Below are 21,575 nucleotides of genomic sequence, written 5' to 3' on the forward strand. Positions count from 1 at the left end.
AGAAGACCATTCAAAGTGCTTTGGAAAGATGGTATCTTGGATACAGATTATGGTGAGAACGAGTGATTTTTGATGATAATGAAATTGTACAGGGAAAGGGTGAGTGATAAACAATAGAGGAGGTAAGCCTTTGTACAACCATTTAGAACTAATGAGCATTCAAGCAGGAGTTCTCTATATTCATGATCATGCTGGACGTATCACAACGATTAATGAGCCAACGAACCAGCCTGCTCCTCGATTTTTTTGGGGACAGACCGTTGCTGGCCGTATTGTAAGATTCCGCAGCGACGTACCAAATCGCTTAGTCCATGACATTCTGCAATTCATGGATCAGGGTGATTCAACCGAGCAACTTGCTAATGTTATTCGCACGTTGGAGAAGGACAGAGAAATTAGAGGCTTATGGATGGGCCCGGCTTTTATATTTCATGAAACCGCAAAGGATTACACAGGCGCCACCTTGGTTACTGAAGACAATAAATACTGCTTGGAACCAGGGTTTCCTACTCTATTATCGGAACTGAAGTTTCGAGGACCTTGTTTTATGGTGACGGAAAACAACATGGCTGTATCTGTCTGTTTTAGCGCAAGAAGTAGCGATAAGGCTGCAGAGGCCGGAGTCGAGACATTGAAAGATTATCGAGGAAAAGGATATGCGATGCGCGTAACGTCCTTATGGGCCCAAGCGATACGACGGTCTCGGAGGATCCCTTTATATAGTACATCATGGGATAATTATTCTTCGCTGTCCATTGCAAAACGCCTCCGTCTTCACCTTTATGGAACGGATATTTCAATACATTAAGATTTACATCTAAAAGAAAGGCCATCCCGAAAAGGATGGCCTTAAAACTTGCCGTTACGAGCAGCGCGGAGAACCGTATCATAAAGAGCACGAAAAGGGACGCTCCGCCCCTTGTTCGTCCTCGGGAATCAACCGAAAATTCATGAACTACATCGACGGCTTCCCATTGAGTGTCGGCGGATCCTCTTGTTTCATTTCCGGACCGAACTCGTCGACAGCCGCGGCAGGGTTGCCGTCTTGGTTCCATGCGTCGATCGTCATGAACGCTTCGCTCTGTCCTTCATCGGTCGAATCTTTGGCTTGCGCCTGTTCTAGCTGCGTTCTTGCTTTCTTGTTCTCGTTCACTGGATTCACCTCCCATGGGTTAGTACGTCTTTTCAGTGTCCCCCAAAAGAAGACTGGTTAATCGAGGTAAAGGGCACCAAAAAATTATAAATTGTTCAATTTGAACTCGCAAGATACTTTGACAAACACTCAGATTTATTAGATTTATGTTGACCCATTTTATTTATATGTAATTCAAACTGTCAACCGCTCAATCAACCTCACTGGTATCTCCTGCTGAAAGAACTCCTTGGTCATAACTTTTCGGAACAAGTCTCTTCCAATCTCTGTTAAAGGAATTTCAAAAGTTGTGATATTCAAGGTTCTGGCTATCGGTTGGTTATCAAAACTCACAATGGCAAGCTTGGAGGGCACATCAAGTTCTCGTTCGTTGCAGCAGGCCAGAATGCCGGCCGCGACCTGGTCGCTCGTCACGAGCAGCGCGGTTGGAGGGTCCTGCATCGTCATCAATCGCTGCACGATCCATTCCCCGTCTTCAAAATGAATGGCATCATAAAATGCGCAATCGGGATCAAAGGGCTCCCCCGAGCTTTTCAGAAAATCCCGGTACGCCGCTTCCCTTTGCTTGCTGCTGGTGCCGGATTTTCTGGCCAGGCAATAGCCGACTTTACGATGGCCTTTACCGTTCAAGTACGCCAACGCCTCCATAAAGCCTTTGTAATGATCAATAAAAATCGAGGAAACGTTTCTGCCTCTTGCATCCTCGAATGCAATAATTGGACCATAAGCGGCATACTCCTCGACAATGTCCCAATCACTGATTTTTGAGCAAATAATGAGGGCGTCGATTTGTTTGAGCTTGAGCATCATTAAAGCTTCCTGCTCTCGTTGTTCTTCATAATTGGTTTGAATGAGCACCAGTTTATAATTGCCTTTCAAAGCTTCCTCAGCGATTCCTTCGACGACAAGACCGAAATAGGGCCTTTTGATAGAAGGAACCATGACGCCTATGAGATTCGTTTTCCCTTTGATTAAATGAACGGCGTTGATGTTCCGCTCATAATTCGTTTCCTCCATGGCACGTAGAACAGCCGCTTTTTTGTCATCCCTCACGTAAGGGTGACCGTTGATTACACGTGATACCGTCGTCACCGATACTCCGGCTAGCCTTGCGATGTCTTTGATATTCGCCATAATCTCTCCCTTTCCCCAAGCTCATTTAAGGTGTTATTAGTATAAGTTCCTGCGATCTCAGGAGGCTTGTTCTTTGAAGTTTATACTATACTGATGCTTTAACAAAATGAAAGGACTTGACATGAAAAGCATTCCATAAATTAGATTGGTGTTGCAAGGCTTGCAAAGAAATGTTTTTGCCCGCGCGCGTGCAGTAAAGGGGGAAAGCAGAAAAAATGAAAGGGAGAATAAAACATGCTGAAATGCATCATTTTTGATCTTGACGGTACGATTGGAAATACATTACCTTTGTGTATCGCCGCTTTCAAGAAAGCGATTGAACCACTCGCAGGCAGAGTCCTGAGTGACCAGGAAATTATCGATACCTTTGGGCCTTCCGAAGAGGGAACCGTCCGGGCTTTGATTCCGGCCCGATATGATCAGGGGATTGAGGACTACTTGAAGCATTATCGCGAACTGCATGGGATGTGTGCTGCTCCGTTTGAGGGCATGATCGAGGTGCTGGACTACGCCAAAAACCGCAATGTACGGTTGGCTATGGTTACGGGGAAGGGAGCGCGGAGTGCAGAGGTTACGCTTGATATCTTTGGTATCCGATCCTATTTTGATCTCATTGAAACCGGATCTCCGGATGGGCCGAGTAAGGTGCAGGGGATCCAGAGCGTGTTGGAGCAGCTTGGCATCAAGCCTGCGGAAAGTGTATATGTAGGAGATGCCCCAAGCGATATTGCTGCATCGCGGGAAGCGGGGATTCCGATTGTATCCGCCGCATGGGCGGAGACGGCCGATTCGGAGCTGCTGCGGTCGCTTCACCCTGACGAGCTGTTTACGTCAATTGAAGAGTTTAAGCAATACATCGGGCAATCTGTTCGATAATGGAGTATGGCTACATTTCCGTTATGAGAAAAATCAGATTACAATTGACATGGACGCATTGCTGATATAACATTACTTCAAATATTAAAATACGTTGAGAAGGAATAGTACGGTTTTCCAAGCAAACAGAGAGCTGTTGGATGGTGCGAAACAGCCGTGGAGAAAATCGGAACTCGCCTTGGAGTTGCTCGCTGAACCAGTATAGTAGGTGGAGCCGGAGCCTGACCGTTATCACCAGGAGGATACATGGCTTGTCCGTTTCGGCAACCCTGTATCCGTTGAGTGCATGCCGACTAGGCATGAATTCGGAGTGGTACCGCGTGAGATGTCAAAGTCTTTCGTCTCCTGTTAGTGGAGATGAAAGGCTTTTTTTGCGCACCCGATCGTTGGCTAATAAGCACAGAAATCGATGAAAGGAAGGATTATCCATGAAAAATGTTGAGAAATACGCCAGAGGATATTTTATGCAGCCGGAGACAAGCTTGAACTGGACCCGAAAGGAATATATTACAGAGGCGCCGATTTGGTGCAGCGTCGACCTTCGCGACGGAAATCAGGCATTAATTGTTCCGATGAATCTGGAGGAAAAGCTTGAATACTTCAAATTGCTTGTAGATATCGGATTTAAGGAAATTGAAGTCGGATTTCCCGCAGCATCGGAAACGGAGTTCACCTTTCTACGCACATTGATCGAGCAGGAATTGATTCCGGATGATGTAACGATCCAAGTGCTTACCCAGTCAAGAGAGCATATTATCTACAAGACCTTTGAAGCGCTGAAAGGCGCCAAAAAAGCCGTAGTCCATTTGTACAACTCGACATCCGTGGCGCAGCGGGAGCAGGTATTCCGGAAATCCAAACAAGAAATCATCGACATCGCTGTAAAAGGCGCCAAGCAGTTGAAGCAGTGTGCGGAGGAAACAGAGGGGAATTTTCAGTTCCAGTATTCACCTGAAAGCTTTACAGGTACAGAAATTGAATTTGCGCTAGACATCTGTAACAGCGTGCTCGACGTATGGCGGCCGACGGCTGAGAGCCCGGTCATTATCAATCTTCCTGCAACGGTATCCATGTCGATGCCTCATGTCTACGCCAGCCAGATCGAGTATATGAGCGAGCACCTGAACTTCCGGGAACATGTTATTCTGTCACTCCATCCACATAATGACAGAGGAACGGGTGTGGCGGATGCGGAGCTCGGGATGTTGGCCGGAGCCCAGCGCGTCGAAGGCACTTTGTTCGGAAACGGGGAAAGAACGGGGAACGTAGATATTGTGACGCTGGCGCTAAACATGTACTCACACGGGGTAGATCCGAAGCTGAATTTTGAGAACATTCCTGAGCTCATCATGGTTTATGAACGACTGACCAAAATGAGAGTAAGCGAAAGGCATCCTTACGGAGGTGAGCTGGTATTCACCGCTTTCTCCGGTTCGCATCAGGATGCCATTGCCAAAGGAATGAAATGGCGTGAGGAAAAGGAACCCCAGCATTGGTCGGTCCCCTATCTGCTGATTGATCCCAAGGACATCGGCAGGGAGTATGAAGGCGATATTATCCGCATTAACAGCCAGTCCGGTAAAGGCGGGATCGGATACGTCCTGCAGCTGAAGTATGGACTAGATCTCCCGGCGAAAATGCGCGAAAACTTCGGATACGTCGTTAAAAACGTATCGGATCAGCAGCAGAAGGAACTGATGCCCGATGAAATATACGATATTTTCCTGAAGGAATATGTAAATATAAAAACCCCAGTGGAGTTTATCAAATACCGCTCTACGGACGATGAAGATTTTCAAACCACCGTCACGATACGGATCGGCAATGAAGTCAAGGAAATTGAAGGCGCCGGAAACGGAAGACTCGATGCGATCAGCAATGCTCTGCAAACCGAACTTGGGATGAATTATACCGATCTGATCTATAAAGAGCACGCTCAGGAAACAGGCTCTAAATCACAAGCAGTATCTTATATCGGTATCACGGCTTCAAACGGGAGCGTATACTGGGGTTGCGGTATTGACGTTGATATCATGACTTCATCGGTAAAAGCTCTGTTCAGTGCTGTGAATCATTATAGCCGTAATACCTAACTAATTACGTGCTAACCGTTAGGGTCCAAATTATTTGACTTCTCCACCAGGGAGCTGCCGCGGGTAGCTCCCTTTTTCTTTCGCTGTTAGAGGCCGCTTCCTGCTCGGGATCAGCTAGAGATTGATTTAAATTCATTTAGAGAGCCGAAATCCCGATGACACCGACACGCTGATGGTTAATGACGACCGGCTCGTGGTTGGATTTTTTCTCAAACGACTGTCTTCCCAGATCTCGATCATCCTCCCTGTCGTCAGCGCCTTGGCTGCGCCTGAATGAATCGTTCCGACTAGCTCCTTCCGGCCACTGCCGACGATTACGCCGTGCTCGTTCATGATGTTGATGTTGTAGGGAATATCCGGGGAGTATAGTAGAACAATAGAAGGAGTAACAGGCCGCAGCGGCACAGAAAGGGATGCTTGAATGATGTATGTAGTGTGCAAAGAACATGTAGAGCTCGCCATTGATAAATTTGTGGATGAATACGAAGATGCCCCAGACATCGTGGATCTGAAGGAAACGGAATTCTCCGACTGGGACCCGCCCGCGGAGTGTGCGGAGTGCGAGAAGGACGGGGCGTTTTTGGTGGTTTGAGGGGATGAAGTAGGGGTGGGGAAGGACGCGGAGACGCGTCCGCTAATTTGCATTAGAAGCTGAGTGCTGTTTTTATAATTATTCAAAAACATGTTATGTTGGATAGGACTACTTCTTTTCTTCCCAATCAATCACCGTTTTCAACAAACTTAATGCCATTCTCTGATCCTCCACTGAACGATCAACAAGCAACTCCATAATCTCGCCAAGAGCATCCTTCTCTTCCATTGGTCCTACATATCGAAATAACTCCTCCAGAGAAATACCTAACCCTAAAACAACCTTCTCCAGTGTTTCAAGAGTTACGTTCTTCTCTCCGCGTTCTACTTGTCCAACATAATTTGTATGTAACCCAGATAGCTCTGCGAGCTGTTCTTGGGATAAGTGCTTTTCTTTTCGCATACGCCGAATTCTTTCACCGATTTTTCTCACAATATCGGATTTGGACTCTTCTGGCATCTTAACTCACCTCATGACAAGCTTAACTGAGTGAACACGCCTTATTAACACACTATAGGTGTTAATTGACTTTCAAATAACACTAATAGATAATGATATATGTGAACCATTATTCCCTTTTAGTTCTATAAAATTCAATATAACTGGAAGGAATCGAAATTACATTTTACCAAGATAAAGGAGGCTCTACCCGTGCGCCCATCCATTCTAAAATCACTCAAACCAGATGTTATTGTAGAGATGTTGGAGATGGCTTTTCGCCTGGAGAATTGGGACAAGATGATTGAGATGGCGGATATTTTGTACGATTGTGTGCAGTACATTTATCAGGAACAGCAGTATCGGAAGGCAAAGGAATTGCCGCTGCTGCTCTTAGAACAGGAGCGTCCACTGGTGTACTACTACGGGTTCAGTCATCTGATGCGGGGAATGGCTCACCAGGAGCGGGGGCAGTATGTTGAATCCAGGGCGTGCATCGATAAGTATGCCGAGCTGGGTTGGCTGGAGGATCTGGGTGAGGAAGGGCTGGAGGTTGTGGAGGAGTTTAGATTCGTGGCACAAGCGAATGGGTATGCGCTGGATCTGATCTCGGGGCGGGTGGAGGTGCTGGATGTCTATGCGGAATTTCTACGGGAGAATCCCGAAGAAGTACTGCCGGGGCTGGATACGATCGTGCGTGCGGCGCTGCGGCATGGGCGGGATGTAGATGATCTGATCGCTGCGTTCGCGGAGCAGACGGCGGAATTCGGAATGTATGAGGATGAAGGGAATCTCGTGCATTATTACCACTACAGTTACCGCATGGCGCTGTATCAAAAGCGGGCGGGGAGACAAGGGGAGGCGCTGGAACTTGTGCTGCGAGCGCTCCGACTGGCTCATCAGTCGGGACATGATGGTCATTTTAAAAGAAGTCTGGCGCTCTTCGAATCGCTGCGCGAGTGGGCGGCGGGGGAGCAGGTGCGGGAGGTTCAGGAGATTTTGAGGGGATGCTCGGAGGAGGTATCGGACTCTTATCCGCGAATGCTTGATGACAACGTCTATGATTCTCATTCTATCCAACATTAGGGAATCCTGATATAATCACAGAGCAATAGAATAGGCTTCAAAGGGTCGGTCGGCTACCTCTCTATAGAAGGGAGGGATGCCTTGTGACAGTGTTCGAAGCAATGATGGTTATGCTAACCTTTGGTTCGCTAATCGTAGCGCTGCTGTCCAATAAACGCAAATAGACCGCCCCCGTAGCAAGGAATGCGGTCTATTTGTCTTAGCCCCTACTTGTGAAGCCAACCGCCCTTAAAAGCGGCTATTGTGCACTGGGAGTCGTGTTGATGCACGGCTCTCTTTGCATTGTACGTCATTTGTATCTTTACTATACCATAAATTGTGATTTGAAGGTAAAGTGTATTCATGATGATAAGGCAGAAGGAGCAGGCGAAAAAATGTTAAACCTGCGTGGGATGAAATAAATATATTCTTCTTTCCCATTTACGAAAAAAAGAGGGAAGACACCGAGGTGTGAGATCAAGAAGGCAGAACAGCGCAGGAAAGATTGGCTAGATCGCCATTCGAAGGAGAGATGATCACAATGAAGACGTGGAGGGCGAAAAAACAGGAGATTCAAACTAAGCTTGGCACTGAGCGATCAGAAGCATTGGAGATCACCGCACAGCTAATCAATTTGATTCATAGACAGCGCATCGAGCTTGGACTCACGCAGGAGCAACTGGCCGAAATGGTAGTTAAGCGGGTAGGGAGCCTGCGCCAGGAACACATTGCCCGCATCGAAACCGGGGCCGTTATACCTCATATTGACACACTAATCGCCATTGCTAGAGCAATCAATCTTGATGTATTTAATTTAAACGGAATTGAAGAAGCTGCAGCAACAGCGCATGCATAAAAAGAAGAACGTGGGACCAAGAATCGTCTCCCGCGTTGATCTCGGGCCGGGTGGAGGTGCTGGATGTCTATGCGGAGTTTCTGCGGGAGAATCCCGAAGAAGTACTGCCGGGGAACTTGTGCTGCAAGCGCTCCGACTGGCGCACCAGTCGGGCCACGATGGTCATTTTAAAAGAAGCCTGGCGCTCTTCGAATTGCTGCGCGAGGGGGCGACGGGGGGGCAGATGCGGGAGGTCCAGGAGATTTTGAGGGGATGCTTGGAGGAGGTCTCAGACTCTTTTCCACGAATGCTTGATGACAACGTCTATGATTCTCATTCTATCCAACATTAGGGAATCCTGATATAATCACAGAGCAATAGAATAGGCTTAAAAGGGTCGGTCGGCTACCTCTCGATAGAAGGGAGGGATGCCTTGTGACAGTGTTCGAAGCAATGATGGTTATGTTAACCTTTGGTTCGCTAATCGTAGCGCTGCTGTCCAATAAACGCAAATAGACCGCCCTCCTAGCAAAGGTCTGCGGTCTATTTGCTCGTATTCCTATTCGCTGAAGCCCACCGCCCTTAAAAGCGGCTATTGTGCAAAGAGAGTCGTGTTAGCCGCACGGCTCTCTTTGCATTGTACGTCATTTGTACCTTTACTATACCACAAAATGGGATTTGAAGAAAAATGGTTTTTTTCAAATAAACGCAAATAGACTACCCCCTCAACCAAGGCATGCGGTCTATTCGTCGTATCTCTTGTTTGTGAAACCAACCGCCCTTAAAAGCGGCTATTGTTGCATTGGGAGTCGTGTTGGCGCACGGCTCTCTTTGCATTGTATGCCTTTGATACATTTACTGTCTATTCAATTAAAGATGGTTACTTAAATGTTCAAGAATATGAAGAAAGTATGGCTCACCTTATATCCAACATTAGGAAATCTTGATATAATCACAGAGCAATAGAATAGGCTTAAAAGGGTCGGTCGGCTACCTCTCTATAGAAGGGAGGGATGCCTTGTGACAGTGTTCGAAGCAATGATGGTTATGTTAACCTTTGGTTCGCTAATCGTAGCGCTGCTGTCCAATAAACGCAAATAGACCGCCCCCACGCAAAGGAATGCGGTCTATTTGTCGTAGCTCCTGCTTGTGAAGCCAACCGCCCTTAAAAGCGGCTATTGTGCACTGGGAGTCGTGTTGGAGCACGGCTCTCTTTGCATTGTACGTCATTTGTACCTTTACTATACCACAAAGTGAGATTTGAAGAAAAATGGTTTTTTCCAAATAAACGCAAATAGACCACCCCCTCAACCAAGCCATGCGGTCTATTCGTCGTATCTCTTGTTTGTGAAACCAACCGCCCTTAAAAGCGGCTATTGTGCACTGGGAGTCGTGTTGGCGCACGGCTCTCTTTGCATTGTATGCCTTTGATACATTTACTGTCTATTCAATTAAAGATGGTTACTTAAATGTTCAAGAATATGAAGAAAGTATGGCTCACCTTATATCCAATATTAGGAAATCTTGATATAATCACAGAGCAATAGAATAGGCTAAAAGGGTCGGTCGGCTACCTCTCGATAGAAGGGAGGGATGCCTTGTGACAGTGTTCGAAGCAATGATGGTTATGTTAACCTTTGGTTCGCTAATCGTAGCGCTGCTGTCCAATAAACGCAAATAGACCGCCCCCTCAGCAAAGGTCTGCGGTCTATTTGTCGTAGCTCCTGCTTGTGAAGCCAACCGCCCTTAAAAGCGGCTATTGTGCACTGGGAGTCGTGTTATCAGCACGGCTCTCTTTGCATTGTACGTCATTTGTACCTCTACTATACCACAAAGTGGGATTTGAAGTAAAAGCACTATACGCAGAAAATGCTCTCATCACCGACGAGATCATGTTCCAGTATTTTAGCGATGATTCTAAAAGCTATCTTTGGTATACTTCGACAATCGAAAAGCGAAGGAGGCACCCGAATCTCGTGAAGCGTACATTAGGCAGAGTAGGACGGGGTACCGTCACTGCTCTTTGTGCAGCAAGCTTGTTCATGCCGCGAGCATCGGCTGCTCAGGCGCTTCCTTTTGAGGATATTAGCAACAGCTATGCACGGAATGAAATTATAGATTTATATAATCAGAAAATATTGACCGGCACCTCAACTACCCGCTTCTCTCCCTCCAAATCCATGACCCGGGCTGAATTTCTCACATCACTGGACCGTCTGTTGAAGCTTGAACCTGTGGCAAGTCCGATCTCCCCGTATGCGGATGTCCCGCAGAATGCGTGGTATTACGGGTGGATTCAAGCCGCTGTTCAGTTGGAGCTGGCCAGTGGTGTTTCCGCCAAGTTCTTCGCTCCGGCGAAGGCAGTAACACGTCAGGAGGCGGCGGTGTGGTTAGCCAAAGCGTTGAAGAAAGCTGCGGGTACGGCCAGTGTGTCCACGGCTTTTGAAGATGGGCGGGACATTGCTGCGTGGGCAAGCTCGGCAGTGGCTGCAGTTTACAGGCTGGGGCTGATGAAAGGCGATGAAACGGGGAATTTCCGTCCCTCTGACCCTATCACCCGGCAGGAAGCGGCAGTGCTTCTGGACCGGGTGCTGCAGCATAAAGGCTGGGCTGCAGAGCTTGCCGCCAGGCCCAAGGAACGAATCGTGATTGGCTGGAAATATGGACAGACCACGGTGCAATATGAGAATAATATTTTGAAATCCAATGTAAATACTCTGTCTCCGCGCTGGTACTTCGTTGGGAGCACAGGTGCAGTAACGGATTCGACGGATACCGGGCTGATTACATGGGCAAAGAAGAAGGGGACAAATATTTGGGCGATGGTGGGGAATCGTTCCGATCAAGCTGCTACTCACCGGATGTTATCGAGTGCTGCGACCCGGAATACTGCTGTGAATGGATTGGCAGCCATGGCTAAGAAATATGGTCTGGATGGGCTTAATCTTGATTTTGAGAATGTGGCGCCGCAAGATCGTACAGCTCTGACGACCTTTGTTACGCTGCTCGCCGAGAAGCTGCATGCCAATCAGCAAATTCTCTCGGTGGATGTCTCCCCCGATCTCGATACGGACTGGACGGAGGCTTTTGACTATGGGGCGCTTGGCTTGCAGGCGGATTACATGGTGCTGATGGGCTATGATGAACACTACAGCGGAAGCGCGGTTCCGGGCCCCAATGCTTCCCTTCCCTATGTTCAAAAAGCTGTAAATAAGATTCTTCAGGTGGTACCCAGCGAAAAGGTGATTCTGGCCTTGCCCTTCTACAACCGGGATTGGACGTTACAGCAGACGGGGGCAGCGCTTTCCTCCGAGTTCATCTCGTTCACGGAACAGAATCAGCGAATGCAGCGTTATTCCATGAAGCCGGTATGGGATGCATCCTTGGGACAATATGTTGCCAGCTACACCACTCAGTCCATTAAGCATACGATTTGGCTGGAGGAGGGCCGTTCATTAATTGCCAAGTACCACTTGGCGGTGAAGCAGAACTTAGCCGGCGTAGCCTATTGGTACATTGGTGGGGAAAGCGCGGATATATGGACCAGCCTGGGCAACGCTGAGAAATATTACGATTATTCATTTTAGGCCTCCCCATAGAAGGGGGAGGCCTTGTGACAGTGTATGAAGCAATGATGGTTATGCTAACCTTCGGTTCGCTAATCGTAGCGCTGCTGTCCAATAAACGCAAATAGACCGCCCCCTCTACAAAGGTCTGCGGTCTATTTGTCCTGTCCTCTTGTGAAGCTGAAAATTTGTACAATCCATAAAAATAGTATATTATAATATCAAGTGATAGATTAGTCTATCAAATATAACCGTGATCGATCAGGAAAGAGAGGCAAAACGATGACAAATTCCAGATCAACGACGAAAGAGGCCAGGCTTAATGCGATACTGGATGCGGCTACGGAGCTTTTGGTAGAGAAGCCTGCAGCTTCGCTGAATGAAATTGCCGATTATGCCGGCATTGGCATTGCTACCCTCCATCGATACGTGGAGAGCAGGGAGCAGTTAATGCTGCAGCTTGGGTTAAGAGCTGTGCAGGTCGTGGGGGAGGTCATGAGCCGAATCCCTGTGGATGAGGAAAGCAACGAGACCTATATTCCGGAATTAGTTGAGGCGCTGATCCCGCTAGGGGATAAAATCTATTATCTGGCTCACGACACTTCGTTGAATTACAGCCAGGAGATGCTCGCAGCCGAAGCCAAGCTGAAGGAACCAGTGCAGCAGATGATCGAGTCGTTGCAGCGCAAAGGTTATTTTCGCCAGGATATGAGCAGCCAGTGGATTCTGAATGTACTGTATTCCCTGCTTTTTGTCACCTGGCAACAGATACAGGAAGGTCATATTGCCAAGAAATCGGCCGCGGCGCTTGTCGTGGAGACCTTATACAGCGGTTTTAAAGGAGGTAATTCTTGATGAAAGAAGCCGGGTATATCCCGCAGCCCCAAACATTTGGCCCCCTTGGGAACCTGCCTTTAATAGACAAAGATCAACCGACTCTCTCGTTATGTAAGCTGGCCGAGGAGTACGGCCCTATTTACCGCCTAAAGCTCCCCGGCTATTCCGGCCTGGTTGTTTCCGGACATGAACTGGTGGCTGATGTGTGTGATGTCTCCCGCTTCGATAAACAAATTTACAGTGAATTAGAGAATGTGCGGGCTTTTGGCGGTGATGGTCTATTTACAAGCAGAACGAACGAGCCCAATTGGAAAAAAGCCCATAACATCCTGCTCCCTACTTTTAGCAAGCAAGCCATGAAAGGATACCATTCGATGATGGTAGACATTGCCTTGCAGCTGATTCAAAAGTGGGCACGTCTTAACCCGAATGAGAGTATTGATGTGCCAGATGACATGACCCGGCTTACGCTGGACACGATTGGATTATGCGGATTCAATTACCGTTTCAACAGTTACTATAGGGAGACGCATAGTCCCTTTATTAATAGTATGGTTCGCGCTCTAAATGAAGCTATGCATAAAAGTGCACGGCTGGAGATTCAGAACAAACTCATGATACGAACAAGACGCCAATTTAATCGGGATGTTCAGACGATGTTTTCTTTAGTGGACACCATTATTGAAGAACGCAAGGCGAACGGGGATCAGGGGGAAACGGACTTGCTCGCCCGTATGCTGAGCGGGAAGGACCCGGAGACTGGAGAGACGCTGGATGACGAGAATATCCGGTATCAAATGATCACGTTCTTAATCGCGGGGCATGAGACGACAAGCGGTTTGTTGTCATTTGCGCTCTATTTTCTAATCAAAAATCCGGATTCCCTTAAGAAAGCCTATCTGGAAGTGGATCAGGTGCTGACAAGTCCGTCTCCGGCGTATTCAGAGGTTCTAAAGCTCCATTACATTCGCATGATTCTAAATGAATCGTTGCGTTTATGGCCAACCGCCCCCGGCTTTGAACTGTATGCCAAAGAAGATACGGTAATTGGAGGCAAGTATGCCATTAAGAAAGGGGAGAATGTTGGAGTTCTCCTGCCGCAGCTTCATCGGGACAAAGAAGCATGGGGAGAAGACGCCGATGAATTCCGTCCTGAGCGCTTTGAAGATCCCGATAAAGTGCCTAATCATGCCTACAAGCCATTCGGTAATGGTCAACGAGCTTGTATCGGGATGCAGTTTGCCCTTCACGAAGCAACGCTGGTCCTTGGGATGATTCTTCAGCATTTCGAGTTAATAGATCATACGAACTATCAGCTGAACGTAAAGCAGACCTTAACGCTGAAGCCGGGAGATTTCACGATACGGGTGCAGCTCCGAAATAAGCTCCAGACAAGTGTTTCTCCTCAAGAATCGGAAGTGAAGGATTCGGATAACAACGTTAATAAGCATAATATTGAGAAGGTTCAGAGCTCCATCACAGGGGCAGAACATATCCCTCTGCTCGTGCTGTATGGCTCAGATTTAGGAACGGCAGAGCGGATTGCCCGGGAGCTCTCTGATACTGCACAAAACTATGGTTTCAAGAGTGAGGTTGCGCCGCTAAATGATTGGAAAGGGAAGTTGCCGAAGGAAGGGGCTGTATTGATCGTTACCGCTTCTTATAATGGACAGCCTCCGAGAAATGCGCGTGAGTTCGTGCAATGGCTGGAAGGGGTAGAGCCGGGTGAGCTTCAAGGCGTTCATTATGCGGTATTTGGTTGTGGTGACCGCAGTTGGTCGAGTACGTACCAGAATGTGCCAAGATTAATTGATGACCAGCTCGCTCTAAAAGGAGCCCGGAGGCTCTCCCGGCGTGGTGAAGCAGATGCCGGCGGAGACTTCGAGAAGCAGGTTGAGAAATGGCAGGAGCGTATGTGGTCTGAGGTTATGAGGGCTTTCAATCTGAAATTAAATGAAGTAGCGGAGAAAAAAAGAAGTGCCCTTAACGTTCAGTTCGTCAGTGGAATGGCGGCGCTGCCTCTGGCCCAAACCTACGATGCTGTTTACGCTTCAGTGACGGAAAACCGTGAACTTCAGAAGGCGGACTCCGGAAGCAGCACCCGGTATATTGAGATTACACTTCCAGAGGGAGTCAGGTATCAGGAGGGCGATCACCTTGGAGTGCTGCCACGCAACAGCAGAGAGAATGTGGAGCGGATTGTACGCCGGTACGGATTGAATGGGAAGGATCAAATGATTCTGACGGCAAACGGAAGCAACACGGCACATCTCCCCTTGGACCGCCCCGTTAATCTCCAGGATCTGCTCAGTCACAGTGTAGAGGTACAGGAAGCTGCTACCCGTGCGCAGCTGCGTGAGCTTGCGGCTTACACCGTTTGCCCTCCGCACAAGCGTGAACTTACGGCTTTGTTGGAGGAGGAAGCTTACAAGGATCAGATCTTAAAGAAACGGATCACGATGCTGGACCTGCTTGAGAAGTACGAAGCCTGCGAAATGCCGTTTGAACGGTTTCTGGAACTATTGCCACCCCTTAAACCCAGATACTATTCGATCTCAAGCTCTCCGCGAGCGAACCCGGAACGTGCCAGTATTACTGTAGCTGTGGTACAGGGTTCAGCCTGGAGCGGACAAGGTGACTATCGCGGAGTTGCCTCTAATTACTTGGCTGAATGCAAGACGGCAGAAGAGATTCTCATGTTCGTTCGTACACCCGATTCCGGATTTCAACTCCCGGAAGATCCAAGAACGCCGGTCATCATGGTGGGACCCGGGACGGGAGTAGCACCATTTAGGGGCTTTTTACAGGCGCGTGCTGCAATCAGGCAAGAAGGGGAGAATTTGGGTGAAGCCCGGCTTTATTTTGGATGCAGGAATGAACGGGATTATCTATATCGGGAAGAGCTTGAACAATATGAAAGAGACGGTATCGTTACTCTTCGGACTGCTTTTTCTCGAATGGAAGGCAAATCCAAAACATATGTACAGCATTTGATGGAACAGGATGCAGCCGAGATAGTAAGTTTGCTTTCTGCAGGAGGGAGGATTTATGTATGCGGGGATGGCAGCGAAATGGCCCCGGATGTCGAGTCAGCCTTACAACGAGCCTACCTTGCGATACATGGAGTAGGACCACAAGAAGCAAGAGCTTGGCTTAACAACCTGGAAGGCGAGGGACGTTACGCCAAAGATGTATGGGCAAGGACATAATGAATGTGATAAATGATTTGGTGCGGAGTGTGAAGAAATCTACGCTGACAAAGGACCCGGAGACGGTACAAAAGGCGGTATACGCCTTAAGTCACGGGTTAACCCTAATAAAGAGGTGACGATGATGGACTTATCTTCCGATTTGATTATACCGGAGCAAACGGTGTTTCTGGATTCGGTGCTGTGCACACTGCGGACTGAAACGCACATATGATTTACTCAGACATGACTTCGAAGCCGGCGGTGAACCGTTCGATGGTCAAATATGCCATCTGCCTTGGTGCTTTTCTGTCCAATCTGTCCGCAGGGATGTTCAATATCTCTCTGGTCGATATTTCCCAGGATCTGCGGATTCCGGTAGCCTCCGCCCAGTGGGTGGTCAGCATATATCTGCTGGTGATCTCGGTGATGCTGCCCGTGATGGGGAGGCTTGGAGATATGCTGGGCAGGCGGAGGGTTCATAACCTTGGGCTGTTCGCTTTTGCGGCAGGCGCATTGGGGTGTGCGCTCGCTCCGAATGCTGCGCTGCTGCTGGGCTTCCGGGTCATTCAAGGGATTGGCGCCTCGATGTTTCAAGCTACCAACATGGCGCTGATTGTCGAGGTCTTTCCCCAGGAGCAGCGGGGGCGGGCGCTCGGGCTGATGAGCACCTTTGTGGCTGCAGGCTCGATGGCCGGTCCGGCGCTGGGCGGCTTCCTGGTCCAGTGGTTCTCCTGGGAGAGCAACTTCTGGCTGCTAGCCGGAGTATCGGTAGCCGTTGGAGTGCTCGCTGAGCGGACGATTCCCAAGGATACTGCGAAAGTAGGGGGCAGGCTGGACGTAATCATGACGGTAGGCTTTGCTGCCTGCCTGTCCTCACTGATGATTGCCGTCGATTTGGGCGGCCGTTCCTCCTTTTTGTCCCTCCCGGTGCTGCTGTTGTTCGCGGCTTCGGGGATTACGGCAATGGGGTTAATCGCACGCCTCCGCTCACCCCGCAGGGTGGAAAGAGAGCGTGACTTTCCGAAGGCTGCAATGGTGGCAACTGGGGCGGGAGCCGCTGGGGGAACCGCAAAAGGAGCCACGAGGGAGACTACGAAGGCAACTGCACAAACTGTCATCTCTACGGACACCAGTTATCAATTGTTTACCGACCGGAAATTTGCCGTCGGCATTGTCATTACGGTGATTACGTTCATGGCCGCCTTCGCCGCACAGCTGGCGCTTCCGGCAGTGCTGCGGCTGGCCGGGACCGAACCTGCCTGGGTCGGTCTGATCATGATCGGTTATCCGCTGGCGCTGGTCGTGACCGCGCCTTTGAGCGGAGGTCTCGCGGACCGCAAGGGACCGCGCGGCATCCTGGCGTACGGGCTGCTGCTCATGACCGCTACGCTGTTGGTACTCGGGCTGGCCGCTCCTGCGCTTGGGACAAGCGCCATCCTGCTGCCGGTGGTGCTGCTGGGCTGTTCCATGGGCATGATCACTTCGCCCAATACCAGTCTGGTCATGGGGCTAGTGCCCAAAGCCCAACTGGGCATGGCCAGCAGCATCCTGGCCCTGTCCCGTAACATCGGGATGATGTTCGGTACGGCGGCGGGCGGGATCGTCATCGGCAGCGGGGCCGCCGGTATGGGCGGAAGCTACCGTGCGGTGTTCCTGGTATGCGCGACATTAGTCGGGCTTGCTTGTGTCTGGACGGTATATTTTTATAACCGGGTGGGCAAGAGCAAGGGCGCGGCACGGGTGCCTTCGCCGCGGCGTTGAACGGCGAGATGGCAACCGTTCTTAAAGCGGCCCTTTGCATAGATTTTTTCAAAGTAAGGGTACGGATTGATTATAATCATCTTGGGGTTTGATTATCGCTGGACTGCATAATACTCTGGAGAATAAGAGTAGCCCGATAAGGAGTGAGAGCCAATGGTTCATGCACGAGAGGTGCTTGCCAATCAATTATTAGCGAATGCGAATGATCCGAGCTGGCATATTCCGTTCATGCAGGCGGTGGAGGGAGTGACGGAGGAAGAGGCGGTATGGAAGCCGAATGAGGGCAGCAACAGTATTGCCGAGCTGACATATCATTTACTGTATTGGAACGAGGCCTGGCAGGCCCGGTACCGGGAAGGGCGGATGGATGCGGTACCGCCAGTCGGGGATAACAATAACAGCTTCGTGATCCCGGAGGGGCGCTCTTTTGACCAGTTAAGAACGGCTCTGCTGGAAGTGCTGCTGTGTTGGCAGGACCTGCTGTCGGAAGCAACCTTGGAGGCCGGAGTGAGCGGATTTCCGGTACCTGCTGCATGGTGGGAACTGATTAGCAACGCGGCGACGCATAATGCGTATCATATCGGGCAGATGGTGTATGTTCGGAAGCTGCAGAGCAGCTGGAAGTGAAAGGGTCGCAACGAGTGGCTGGCAGGAAAACAGCGTTGAGCGTGATTTCAGGTACTCTTTTCCACGTGGAACAATTGGTAGCCGTATGAACCCGGTTACCTTCACATTATAACGTAAAAACAAAAATGAACTTGAGAATGTCAGTGTGATCTATACACATATTCCCAAGTTCATTTTATATCGATATTTAAAACACGTATACACGCCGTTCGCTAATAGCTCTTTTCCGGTGCGGCAGGATGCCTGGGGGGCTTTTCACTGCATTTAGTACAGCAGGTAGCGAATAAATCCGGCTCATTTTCGATTTGAGTGCATTTCCTGCATCAGAAGTAACAGAGAAGGCCGGTTTTCTGCTTTTTCAGTGCACTAAATACACCAGAATGGACTTTCGAGAGCTCAAGGAGCGATTTCGCTGCATGAAATACATTAGAATCGGCTTCATCTCTGATCACGCGAGGCAAACACCGCATTCACGGTTCCACCCCCACCTCACTCATCAGCGCCAGTACATTCCCCTCCGAATCCCGGAAGAACGTCATCCAGGTCTCGGTCTGGCCCATTTTGGCGATGGAATGGGGTTCATCGGTGAAGTTAACCCCCTTGTTAACCAAGTCGGCGTAGACTTCTTGAATATCTCCAACTTGAAAATAAAGGACAGAGCCGGCATTGGTGAATTCCGCTTGCTCCGGAAGGCTTAACAGCAGCCGCTGGCCATCAAGTTCAAAGAAAGCCATGCGATCCATCTGGAACAGCAGAGGCAGCCCCAGCTTGTTTTTATAAAAATCCACTGCCCGCTCCAGGTCCTTCACAGGTACCCCAATCTGTCCCACTTTTTGAATCCGGTTCGTTTCCATTCCGCATTGCTCCCTTCCTGTTCTAATAATGTCTTCTTAAGCATAATCCCTTATCCTGCTTATTTCTTATCCATTATCACCAATTTGCGGTACTGCAGGGGAGAGACGCCAACGTGCTGCCTGAATATTTTGCTAAAAGATACCGGGCTGCCGAATCCCAGATCAAAGCTGATATCAGTGATCGAATAATCTAACCGGTCCAGCAGCAGCTTGGCTTTCCGTATTCTGTATTCGGATATATGCTGGTGCGGGGTCGTGCCGTACAACTGGGCGTAGGTTCTTAACAAATGGTTGGGCGAGAGGCAGGCAATCTGCGCAATGTCCTTCAATTGCAGAGGTTGGTGATAATAAGCCCGTATGTATTCATGGGCGGTACTTACGCGTCTATACAGCTCTTCGCGTGTGGAGCGGCGTATGGAGGGTAAGGTGTCGACTTCCCGCAGCGTATCCAGTTGTCCGAACAATATCGTGTGCATGATTCTGTGGAAGTGCTCCTCATAACCAAGTGGATCATGCGCGAGCGTCGTTAGGTTTGCCTTGAATGCGGTGATCTGCGAAGACAGTCTTCTGGTGGTGGGATAGGTTTGTTCGAAGAAACCCAGAGACTCCCGCTCTTTGAAAGGATCGGTCAGCATCACGTCAGTGCTTTCAGTCAATGAGCGCAATATTTCCCCGGCGAATCCATTTTTGAAAAAAAGACAAAAGGACTCTAAAGCGCTGTGCTCATCGATCTCTAGGGTGTAGGGGCCTTCATTCAGGAGCAGGTACCGGTCCTCTTCCACAGCGAACCACCCGTTCTTGGCCTTGTAACGGGCTTGTCCGCCCGAGAAGGTCTTGATGGACAGCTGGCCATTGCCCTCCCAATAGAACCGGTTGCTTGATGCATGCAGAACATAGTTCGTAGAATGCTTCGCAGTCATAGACCTTCTCCTTTTCAGTGGGATGCAAGGTTGTTAAGGTTGATTCTATAATAATAATTGTTTTTTGAACAATGTCACATTCCCGGAGGATGCTTCGTTGTACAGGTTGAAAGGGGGGGAGAGGATTGAAGGATGCAGAGCTGCGCCGGATAATAGCCGACGTGCTGGAAGGGAACATCGAAAGATTCGAGGAAATCATGCGAACCTATCAAAAAGCGATCCTGCTCTATTGTTATCATATGCTGGGCCATTATTCGGAGGCTGAGGACAGCGGACAGGAGGTGTTTTTGAAGGCTTTTCGCGCTTTGGGCAAATATAACCCGGATGTCCCCTTCTGTGCATGGTTGTATACGATTGCCTACAATCAATGCATTGATGTGATTCGCAAGCGGAAATTGAGCAAATATCTGCGTCTCTTCTATCAGGATGAGCGGGACAACAGACAAGTGGATAAACAGATTGAAGGCAAATATCTGGATGAAGCGGTGCAGCAGGCCTTGTTAAAGTTGTCGATTGAAGAACGGAATTTGCTGATCCTGCGCTGTGTGGAGGAAATGAGCTATCAGGAGATCAGTCTGATTCTTCACCACAGCACACCCAAGCTGCGCAAAAAATATGAGCGTTCGGCCAGAAAATTCCGCAGGTATTATGCTAATGCGAAAGGAGAAGGAGGCTGTGAAATTGGACGAGGATCAGGATTTGAAGGAACTTCTTCGTAACCCGCAGTTCAGTGAGACAGACTTGTCGGGAAAAGTGATGAAGAGGCTGTATGCCGGAGCAGGACAGAGTGGAAAGGAGCGATTCCTGGTAAAATATAAAGTCAGTGTGCTGGTCATAGCGGGAATGCTGTTGACAGCATCCTCGGGTTTTGCGGCGGTTCAATATCAATCCTTGAAGAACAAACAGGGGGAAGTCACTTATCAGGTCAAGCCTTTAAAGGAAGCTCCCACGTATGAGGAAGAAGAATTACAACGTTTGAGAATTAGCCGTGATTTAGGGGATAAACTGCTACAGGAGGGTTCCGCAGCTATTTTTTATGTCGTTGCCCACAACCCCAAAGGGGAAATGGACACCCGGTTTAAGCCTGTAACGTTTACCGATCTCACTAAGCTCCGCAGCAAGCTGTCCAGCCAGCCCGTTGTCATTGCCGACAGCTTAACAGACAATTATACTTTCAAAAGCGCCAGGGTCTTCTTTGAACCGGTTAACATGGTTAATCCGCCTACCCCGGAAGAAGAGGCAGCTACGGCGGAGAAGCTCCGCAAGCAGGCTGAGGCATCAAACCAGGAATATGCAATGATGCCTGTGGAGTTATCGAGCCAGCTTCTCAATATTAGAACGGTCTACGCTCAAGGGAAGAATGAAATAGCTGTGACCATTGTCAAATCCAAAGGTGAATATACAGCATATGTCGATGAAAAAGTGGAGTTTATCTCGGAAAAAGTGGTTGTAGATGGAGTCGAAATGATATACACGCGGTATAAAGGCGGAAATAATATTACCTGGACCGCTGAGGTTCCGGGCAGTACCGAGCTTTATCAATACCAGATTGATGACATGAGTGGACAATCTCTCAGCAAAGCAGACATGATCGAAATCGCTAAGCTGTATCTAAAATAAAAGCCAAACGATC

At 49.0% G+C, this 21,575-nt stretch carries 23 protein-coding genes, 1 pseudogene and 1 other annotated feature; of the genes and pseudogenes, 18 read left to right on the top strand and 6 right to left on the bottom strand.

Going from position 1 to position 21,575, the window contains the following annotated elements; translation table 11 throughout:
• Positions 1-130 precede the first annotated feature (130 nt).
• Positions 131-808, top strand: coding sequence for a GNAT family N-acetyltransferase (locus IEY53_RS22575; RefSeq protein ID WP_189029033.1), 678 nt, complete (start codon positions 131-133; stop codon positions 806-808).
• Between the two features lie 147 nt (positions 809-955).
• On the opposite strand, the gene IEY53_RS22580 is transcribed toward IEY53_RS22575, so the two are convergent.
• Positions 956-1,153: a hypothetical protein gene (locus tag IEY53_RS22580; RefSeq protein ID WP_189029035.1), complete on the bottom strand. Its 198-nt coding sequence runs from the start codon at positions 1,151-1,153 to the stop codon at positions 956-958.
• A 174-nt stretch (positions 1,154-1,327) separates the two neighbouring features.
• Entirely contained in the window at positions 1,328-2,287 is a 960-nt protein-coding gene (locus tag IEY53_RS22585; RefSeq protein WP_189029037.1) for a LacI family DNA-binding transcriptional regulator, read from the bottom strand.
• Between the two features lie 234 nt (positions 2,288-2,521).
• Between IEY53_RS22585 and IEY53_RS22590 the strand changes: the two genes are divergently transcribed.
• Positions 2,522-3,163, top strand: a complete 642-nt coding sequence (locus tag IEY53_RS22590) for an HAD family hydrolase (RefSeq protein ID WP_189029039.1) — start codon at positions 2,522-2,524, stop codon at positions 3,161-3,163.
• A gap of 85 nt (positions 3,164-3,248) precedes the next feature.
• Positions 3,249-3,512: a binding site (T-box leader), on the top strand.
• Between the two features lie 79 nt (positions 3,513-3,591).
• Entirely contained in the window at positions 3,592-5,256 is a 1,665-nt protein-coding gene (gene leuA, locus IEY53_RS22595; protein ID WP_189029041.1) for a 2-isopropylmalate synthase, read from the top strand.
• A gap of 145 nt (positions 5,257-5,401) precedes the next feature.
• Here the strand turns inward: leuA and IEY53_RS35225 are convergent.
• Positions 5,402-5,589: pseudogene (locus IEY53_RS35225) on the bottom strand (sugar diacid recognition domain-containing protein); the annotation flags it as partial.
• 91 nt (positions 5,590-5,680) lie between these two features.
• Here IEY53_RS35225 and IEY53_RS22605 point away from each other — a divergent pair.
• Positions 5,681-5,848, top strand: a complete 168-nt coding sequence (locus tag IEY53_RS22605; protein WP_189029104.1) for a CxxH/CxxC protein — start codon at positions 5,681-5,683, stop codon at positions 5,846-5,848.
• A gap of 108 nt (positions 5,849-5,956) precedes the next feature.
• Here the strand turns inward: IEY53_RS22605 and IEY53_RS22610 are convergent, their stop codons facing one another.
• Positions 5,957-6,307, bottom strand: a complete 351-nt coding sequence (locus IEY53_RS22610; protein WP_189029043.1) for a helix-turn-helix domain-containing protein — start codon at positions 6,305-6,307, stop codon at positions 5,957-5,959.
• Between the two features lie 192 nt (positions 6,308-6,499).
• Between IEY53_RS22610 and IEY53_RS22615 the strand changes: the two genes are divergently transcribed.
• The 12 genes from IEY53_RS22615 (at position 6,500) to IEY53_RS22645 (ending at position 18,168) form a co-directional block, all read left to right on the top strand.
• The gene (locus IEY53_RS22615) at positions 6,500-7,372 is read left to right on the top strand and encodes a DNA-binding protein (protein ID WP_189029044.1); all 873 of its coding nucleotides are present in this window, start codon (positions 6,500-6,502) and stop codon (positions 7,370-7,372) included.
• A gap of 89 nt (positions 7,373-7,461) precedes the next feature.
• Positions 7,462-7,536 (top strand): putative holin-like toxin, encoded by a 75-nt coding sequence (locus IEY53_RS36110; protein ID WP_373293908.1) that lies wholly within the window; start codon positions 7,462-7,464, stop codon positions 7,534-7,536.
• A gap of 356 nt (positions 7,537-7,892) precedes the next feature.
• Positions 7,893-8,207, top strand: a complete 315-nt coding sequence (locus IEY53_RS22620; protein WP_229696293.1) for a helix-turn-helix transcriptional regulator — start codon at positions 7,893-7,895, stop codon at positions 8,205-8,207.
• Positions 8,208-8,627: 420 nt separating this feature from the next.
• Complete coding sequence (locus IEY53_RS36115) at positions 8,628-8,702, top strand: putative holin-like toxin (RefSeq protein ID WP_373293908.1); 75 nt, start codon at positions 8,628-8,630, stop codon at positions 8,700-8,702.
• A 510-nt stretch (positions 8,703-9,212) separates the two neighbouring features.
• Positions 9,213-9,287 (top strand): putative holin-like toxin, encoded by a 75-nt coding sequence (locus IEY53_RS36120; RefSeq protein ID WP_373293908.1) that lies wholly within the window; start codon positions 9,213-9,215, stop codon positions 9,285-9,287.
• A gap of 505 nt (positions 9,288-9,792) precedes the next feature.
• Complete coding sequence (locus IEY53_RS36125) at positions 9,793-9,867, top strand: putative holin-like toxin (protein ID WP_373293908.1); 75 nt, start codon at positions 9,793-9,795, stop codon at positions 9,865-9,867.
• A gap of 295 nt (positions 9,868-10,162) precedes the next feature.
• Entirely contained in the window at positions 10,163-11,773 is a 1,611-nt protein-coding gene (locus tag IEY53_RS22625; RefSeq protein WP_189029048.1) for an S-layer homology domain-containing protein, read from the top strand.
• A gap of 32 nt (positions 11,774-11,805) precedes the next feature.
• Positions 11,806-11,880, top strand: coding sequence for a putative holin-like toxin (locus tag IEY53_RS36130; RefSeq protein ID WP_373293909.1), 75 nt, complete (start codon positions 11,806-11,808; stop codon positions 11,878-11,880).
• Positions 11,881-12,034: 154 nt separating this feature from the next.
• Positions 12,035-12,607: a TetR/AcrR family transcriptional regulator gene (locus tag IEY53_RS22630; protein ID WP_189029050.1), complete on the top strand. Its 573-nt coding sequence runs from the start codon at positions 12,035-12,037 to the stop codon at positions 12,605-12,607.
• Positions 12,607-15,798, top strand: coding sequence for a bifunctional cytochrome P450/NADPH--P450 reductase (locus IEY53_RS22635; RefSeq protein WP_189029106.1), 3,192 nt, complete (start codon positions 12,607-12,609; stop codon positions 15,796-15,798). The genes IEY53_RS22630 and IEY53_RS22635 overlap by 1 nt, the downstream gene beginning before the upstream one ends.
• Before the next feature lie 225 nt (positions 15,799-16,023).
• Positions 16,024-17,541, top strand: coding sequence for an MFS transporter (locus tag IEY53_RS22640; protein WP_189029052.1), 1,518 nt, complete (start codon positions 16,024-16,026; stop codon positions 17,539-17,541).
• Between the two features lie 153 nt (positions 17,542-17,694).
• Entirely contained in the window at positions 17,695-18,168 is a 474-nt protein-coding gene (locus IEY53_RS22645; RefSeq protein WP_189029054.1) for a DinB family protein, read from the top strand.
• 470 nt (positions 18,169-18,638) lie between these two features.
• On the opposite strand, the gene IEY53_RS22650 is transcribed toward IEY53_RS22645, so the two are convergent.
• Entirely contained in the window at positions 18,639-19,022 is a 384-nt protein-coding gene (locus IEY53_RS22650; RefSeq protein ID WP_189029055.1) for a VOC family protein, read from the bottom strand.
• A gap of 59 nt (positions 19,023-19,081) precedes the next feature.
• Positions 19,082-19,942, bottom strand: a complete 861-nt coding sequence (locus IEY53_RS22655) for an AraC family transcriptional regulator (protein ID WP_189029057.1) — start codon at positions 19,940-19,942, stop codon at positions 19,082-19,084.
• Positions 19,943-20,067: 125 nt separating this feature from the next.
• Here IEY53_RS22655 and IEY53_RS22660 point away from each other — a divergent pair, with 125 nt between their 5' ends.
• Positions 20,068-20,661 carry an RNA polymerase sigma factor gene (locus tag IEY53_RS22660; RefSeq protein ID WP_189029059.1) on the top strand — a complete coding sequence of 198 codons (594 nt, stop codon included), beginning with the start codon at positions 20,068-20,070 and terminating at the stop codon, positions 20,659-20,661.
• Positions 20,618-21,562 carry a hypothetical protein gene (locus tag IEY53_RS22665; RefSeq protein WP_189029061.1) on the top strand — a complete coding sequence of 315 codons (945 nt, stop codon included), beginning with the start codon at positions 20,618-20,620 and terminating at the stop codon, positions 21,560-21,562. Before IEY53_RS22660 ends, IEY53_RS22665 begins: the two co-directional genes overlap by 44 nt.
• Positions 21,563-21,575: the final 13 nt, after the last annotated feature.

This window comes from Paenibacillus albidus, assembly GCF_014644435.1.
Taxonomy (GTDB): domain Bacteria; phylum Bacillota; class Bacilli; order Paenibacillales; family Paenibacillaceae; genus Paenibacillus_AQ; species Paenibacillus_AQ albidus.

What these genes read in the sequence shown, in the direction of transcription:
- IEY53_RS22585 (WP_189029037.1), bottom strand. Translation starts at nt 2,287, where the DNA reads ATGGCGAATATCAAAGACATCGCAAGGCTAGCCGGAGTATCGGTGACG.
- IEY53_RS22590 (WP_189029039.1), top strand. Translation starts at nt 2,522, where the DNA reads ATGCTGAAATGCATCATTTTTGATCTTGACGGTACGATTGGAAATACA.
- leuA (WP_189029041.1), top strand. Translation starts at nt 3,592, where the DNA reads ATGAAAAATGTTGAGAAATACGCCAGAGGATATTTTATGCAGCCGGAG.
- IEY53_RS22605 (WP_189029104.1), top strand. Translation starts at nt 5,681, where the DNA reads ATGTATGTAGTGTGCAAAGAACATGTAGAGCTCGCCATTGATAAATTT.
- IEY53_RS22610 (WP_189029043.1), bottom strand. Translation starts at nt 6,307, where the DNA reads ATGCCAGAAGAGTCCAAATCCGATATTGTGAGAAAAATCGGTGAAAGA.
- IEY53_RS22620 (WP_229696293.1), top strand. Translation starts at nt 7,893, where the DNA reads ATGAAGACGTGGAGGGCGAAAAAACAGGAGATTCAAACTAAGCTTGGC.
- IEY53_RS22630 (WP_189029050.1), top strand. Translation starts at nt 12,035, where the DNA reads ATGACAAATTCCAGATCAACGACGAAAGAGGCCAGGCTTAATGCGATA.
- IEY53_RS22635 (WP_189029106.1), top strand. Translation starts at nt 12,607, where the DNA reads ATGAAAGAAGCCGGGTATATCCCGCAGCCCCAAACATTTGGCCCCCTT.
- IEY53_RS22640 (WP_189029052.1), top strand. Translation starts at nt 16,024, where the DNA reads ATGACTTCGAAGCCGGCGGTGAACCGTTCGATGGTCAAATATGCCATC.
- IEY53_RS22645 (WP_189029054.1), top strand. Translation starts at nt 17,695, where the DNA reads ATGGTTCATGCACGAGAGGTGCTTGCCAATCAATTATTAGCGAATGCG.
- IEY53_RS22650 (WP_189029055.1), bottom strand. Translation starts at nt 19,022, where the DNA reads ATGGAAACGAACCGGATTCAAAAAGTGGGACAGATTGGGGTACCTGTG.
- IEY53_RS22655 (WP_189029057.1), bottom strand. Translation starts at nt 19,942, where the DNA reads ATGACTGCGAAGCATTCTACGAACTATGTTCTGCATGCATCAAGCAAC.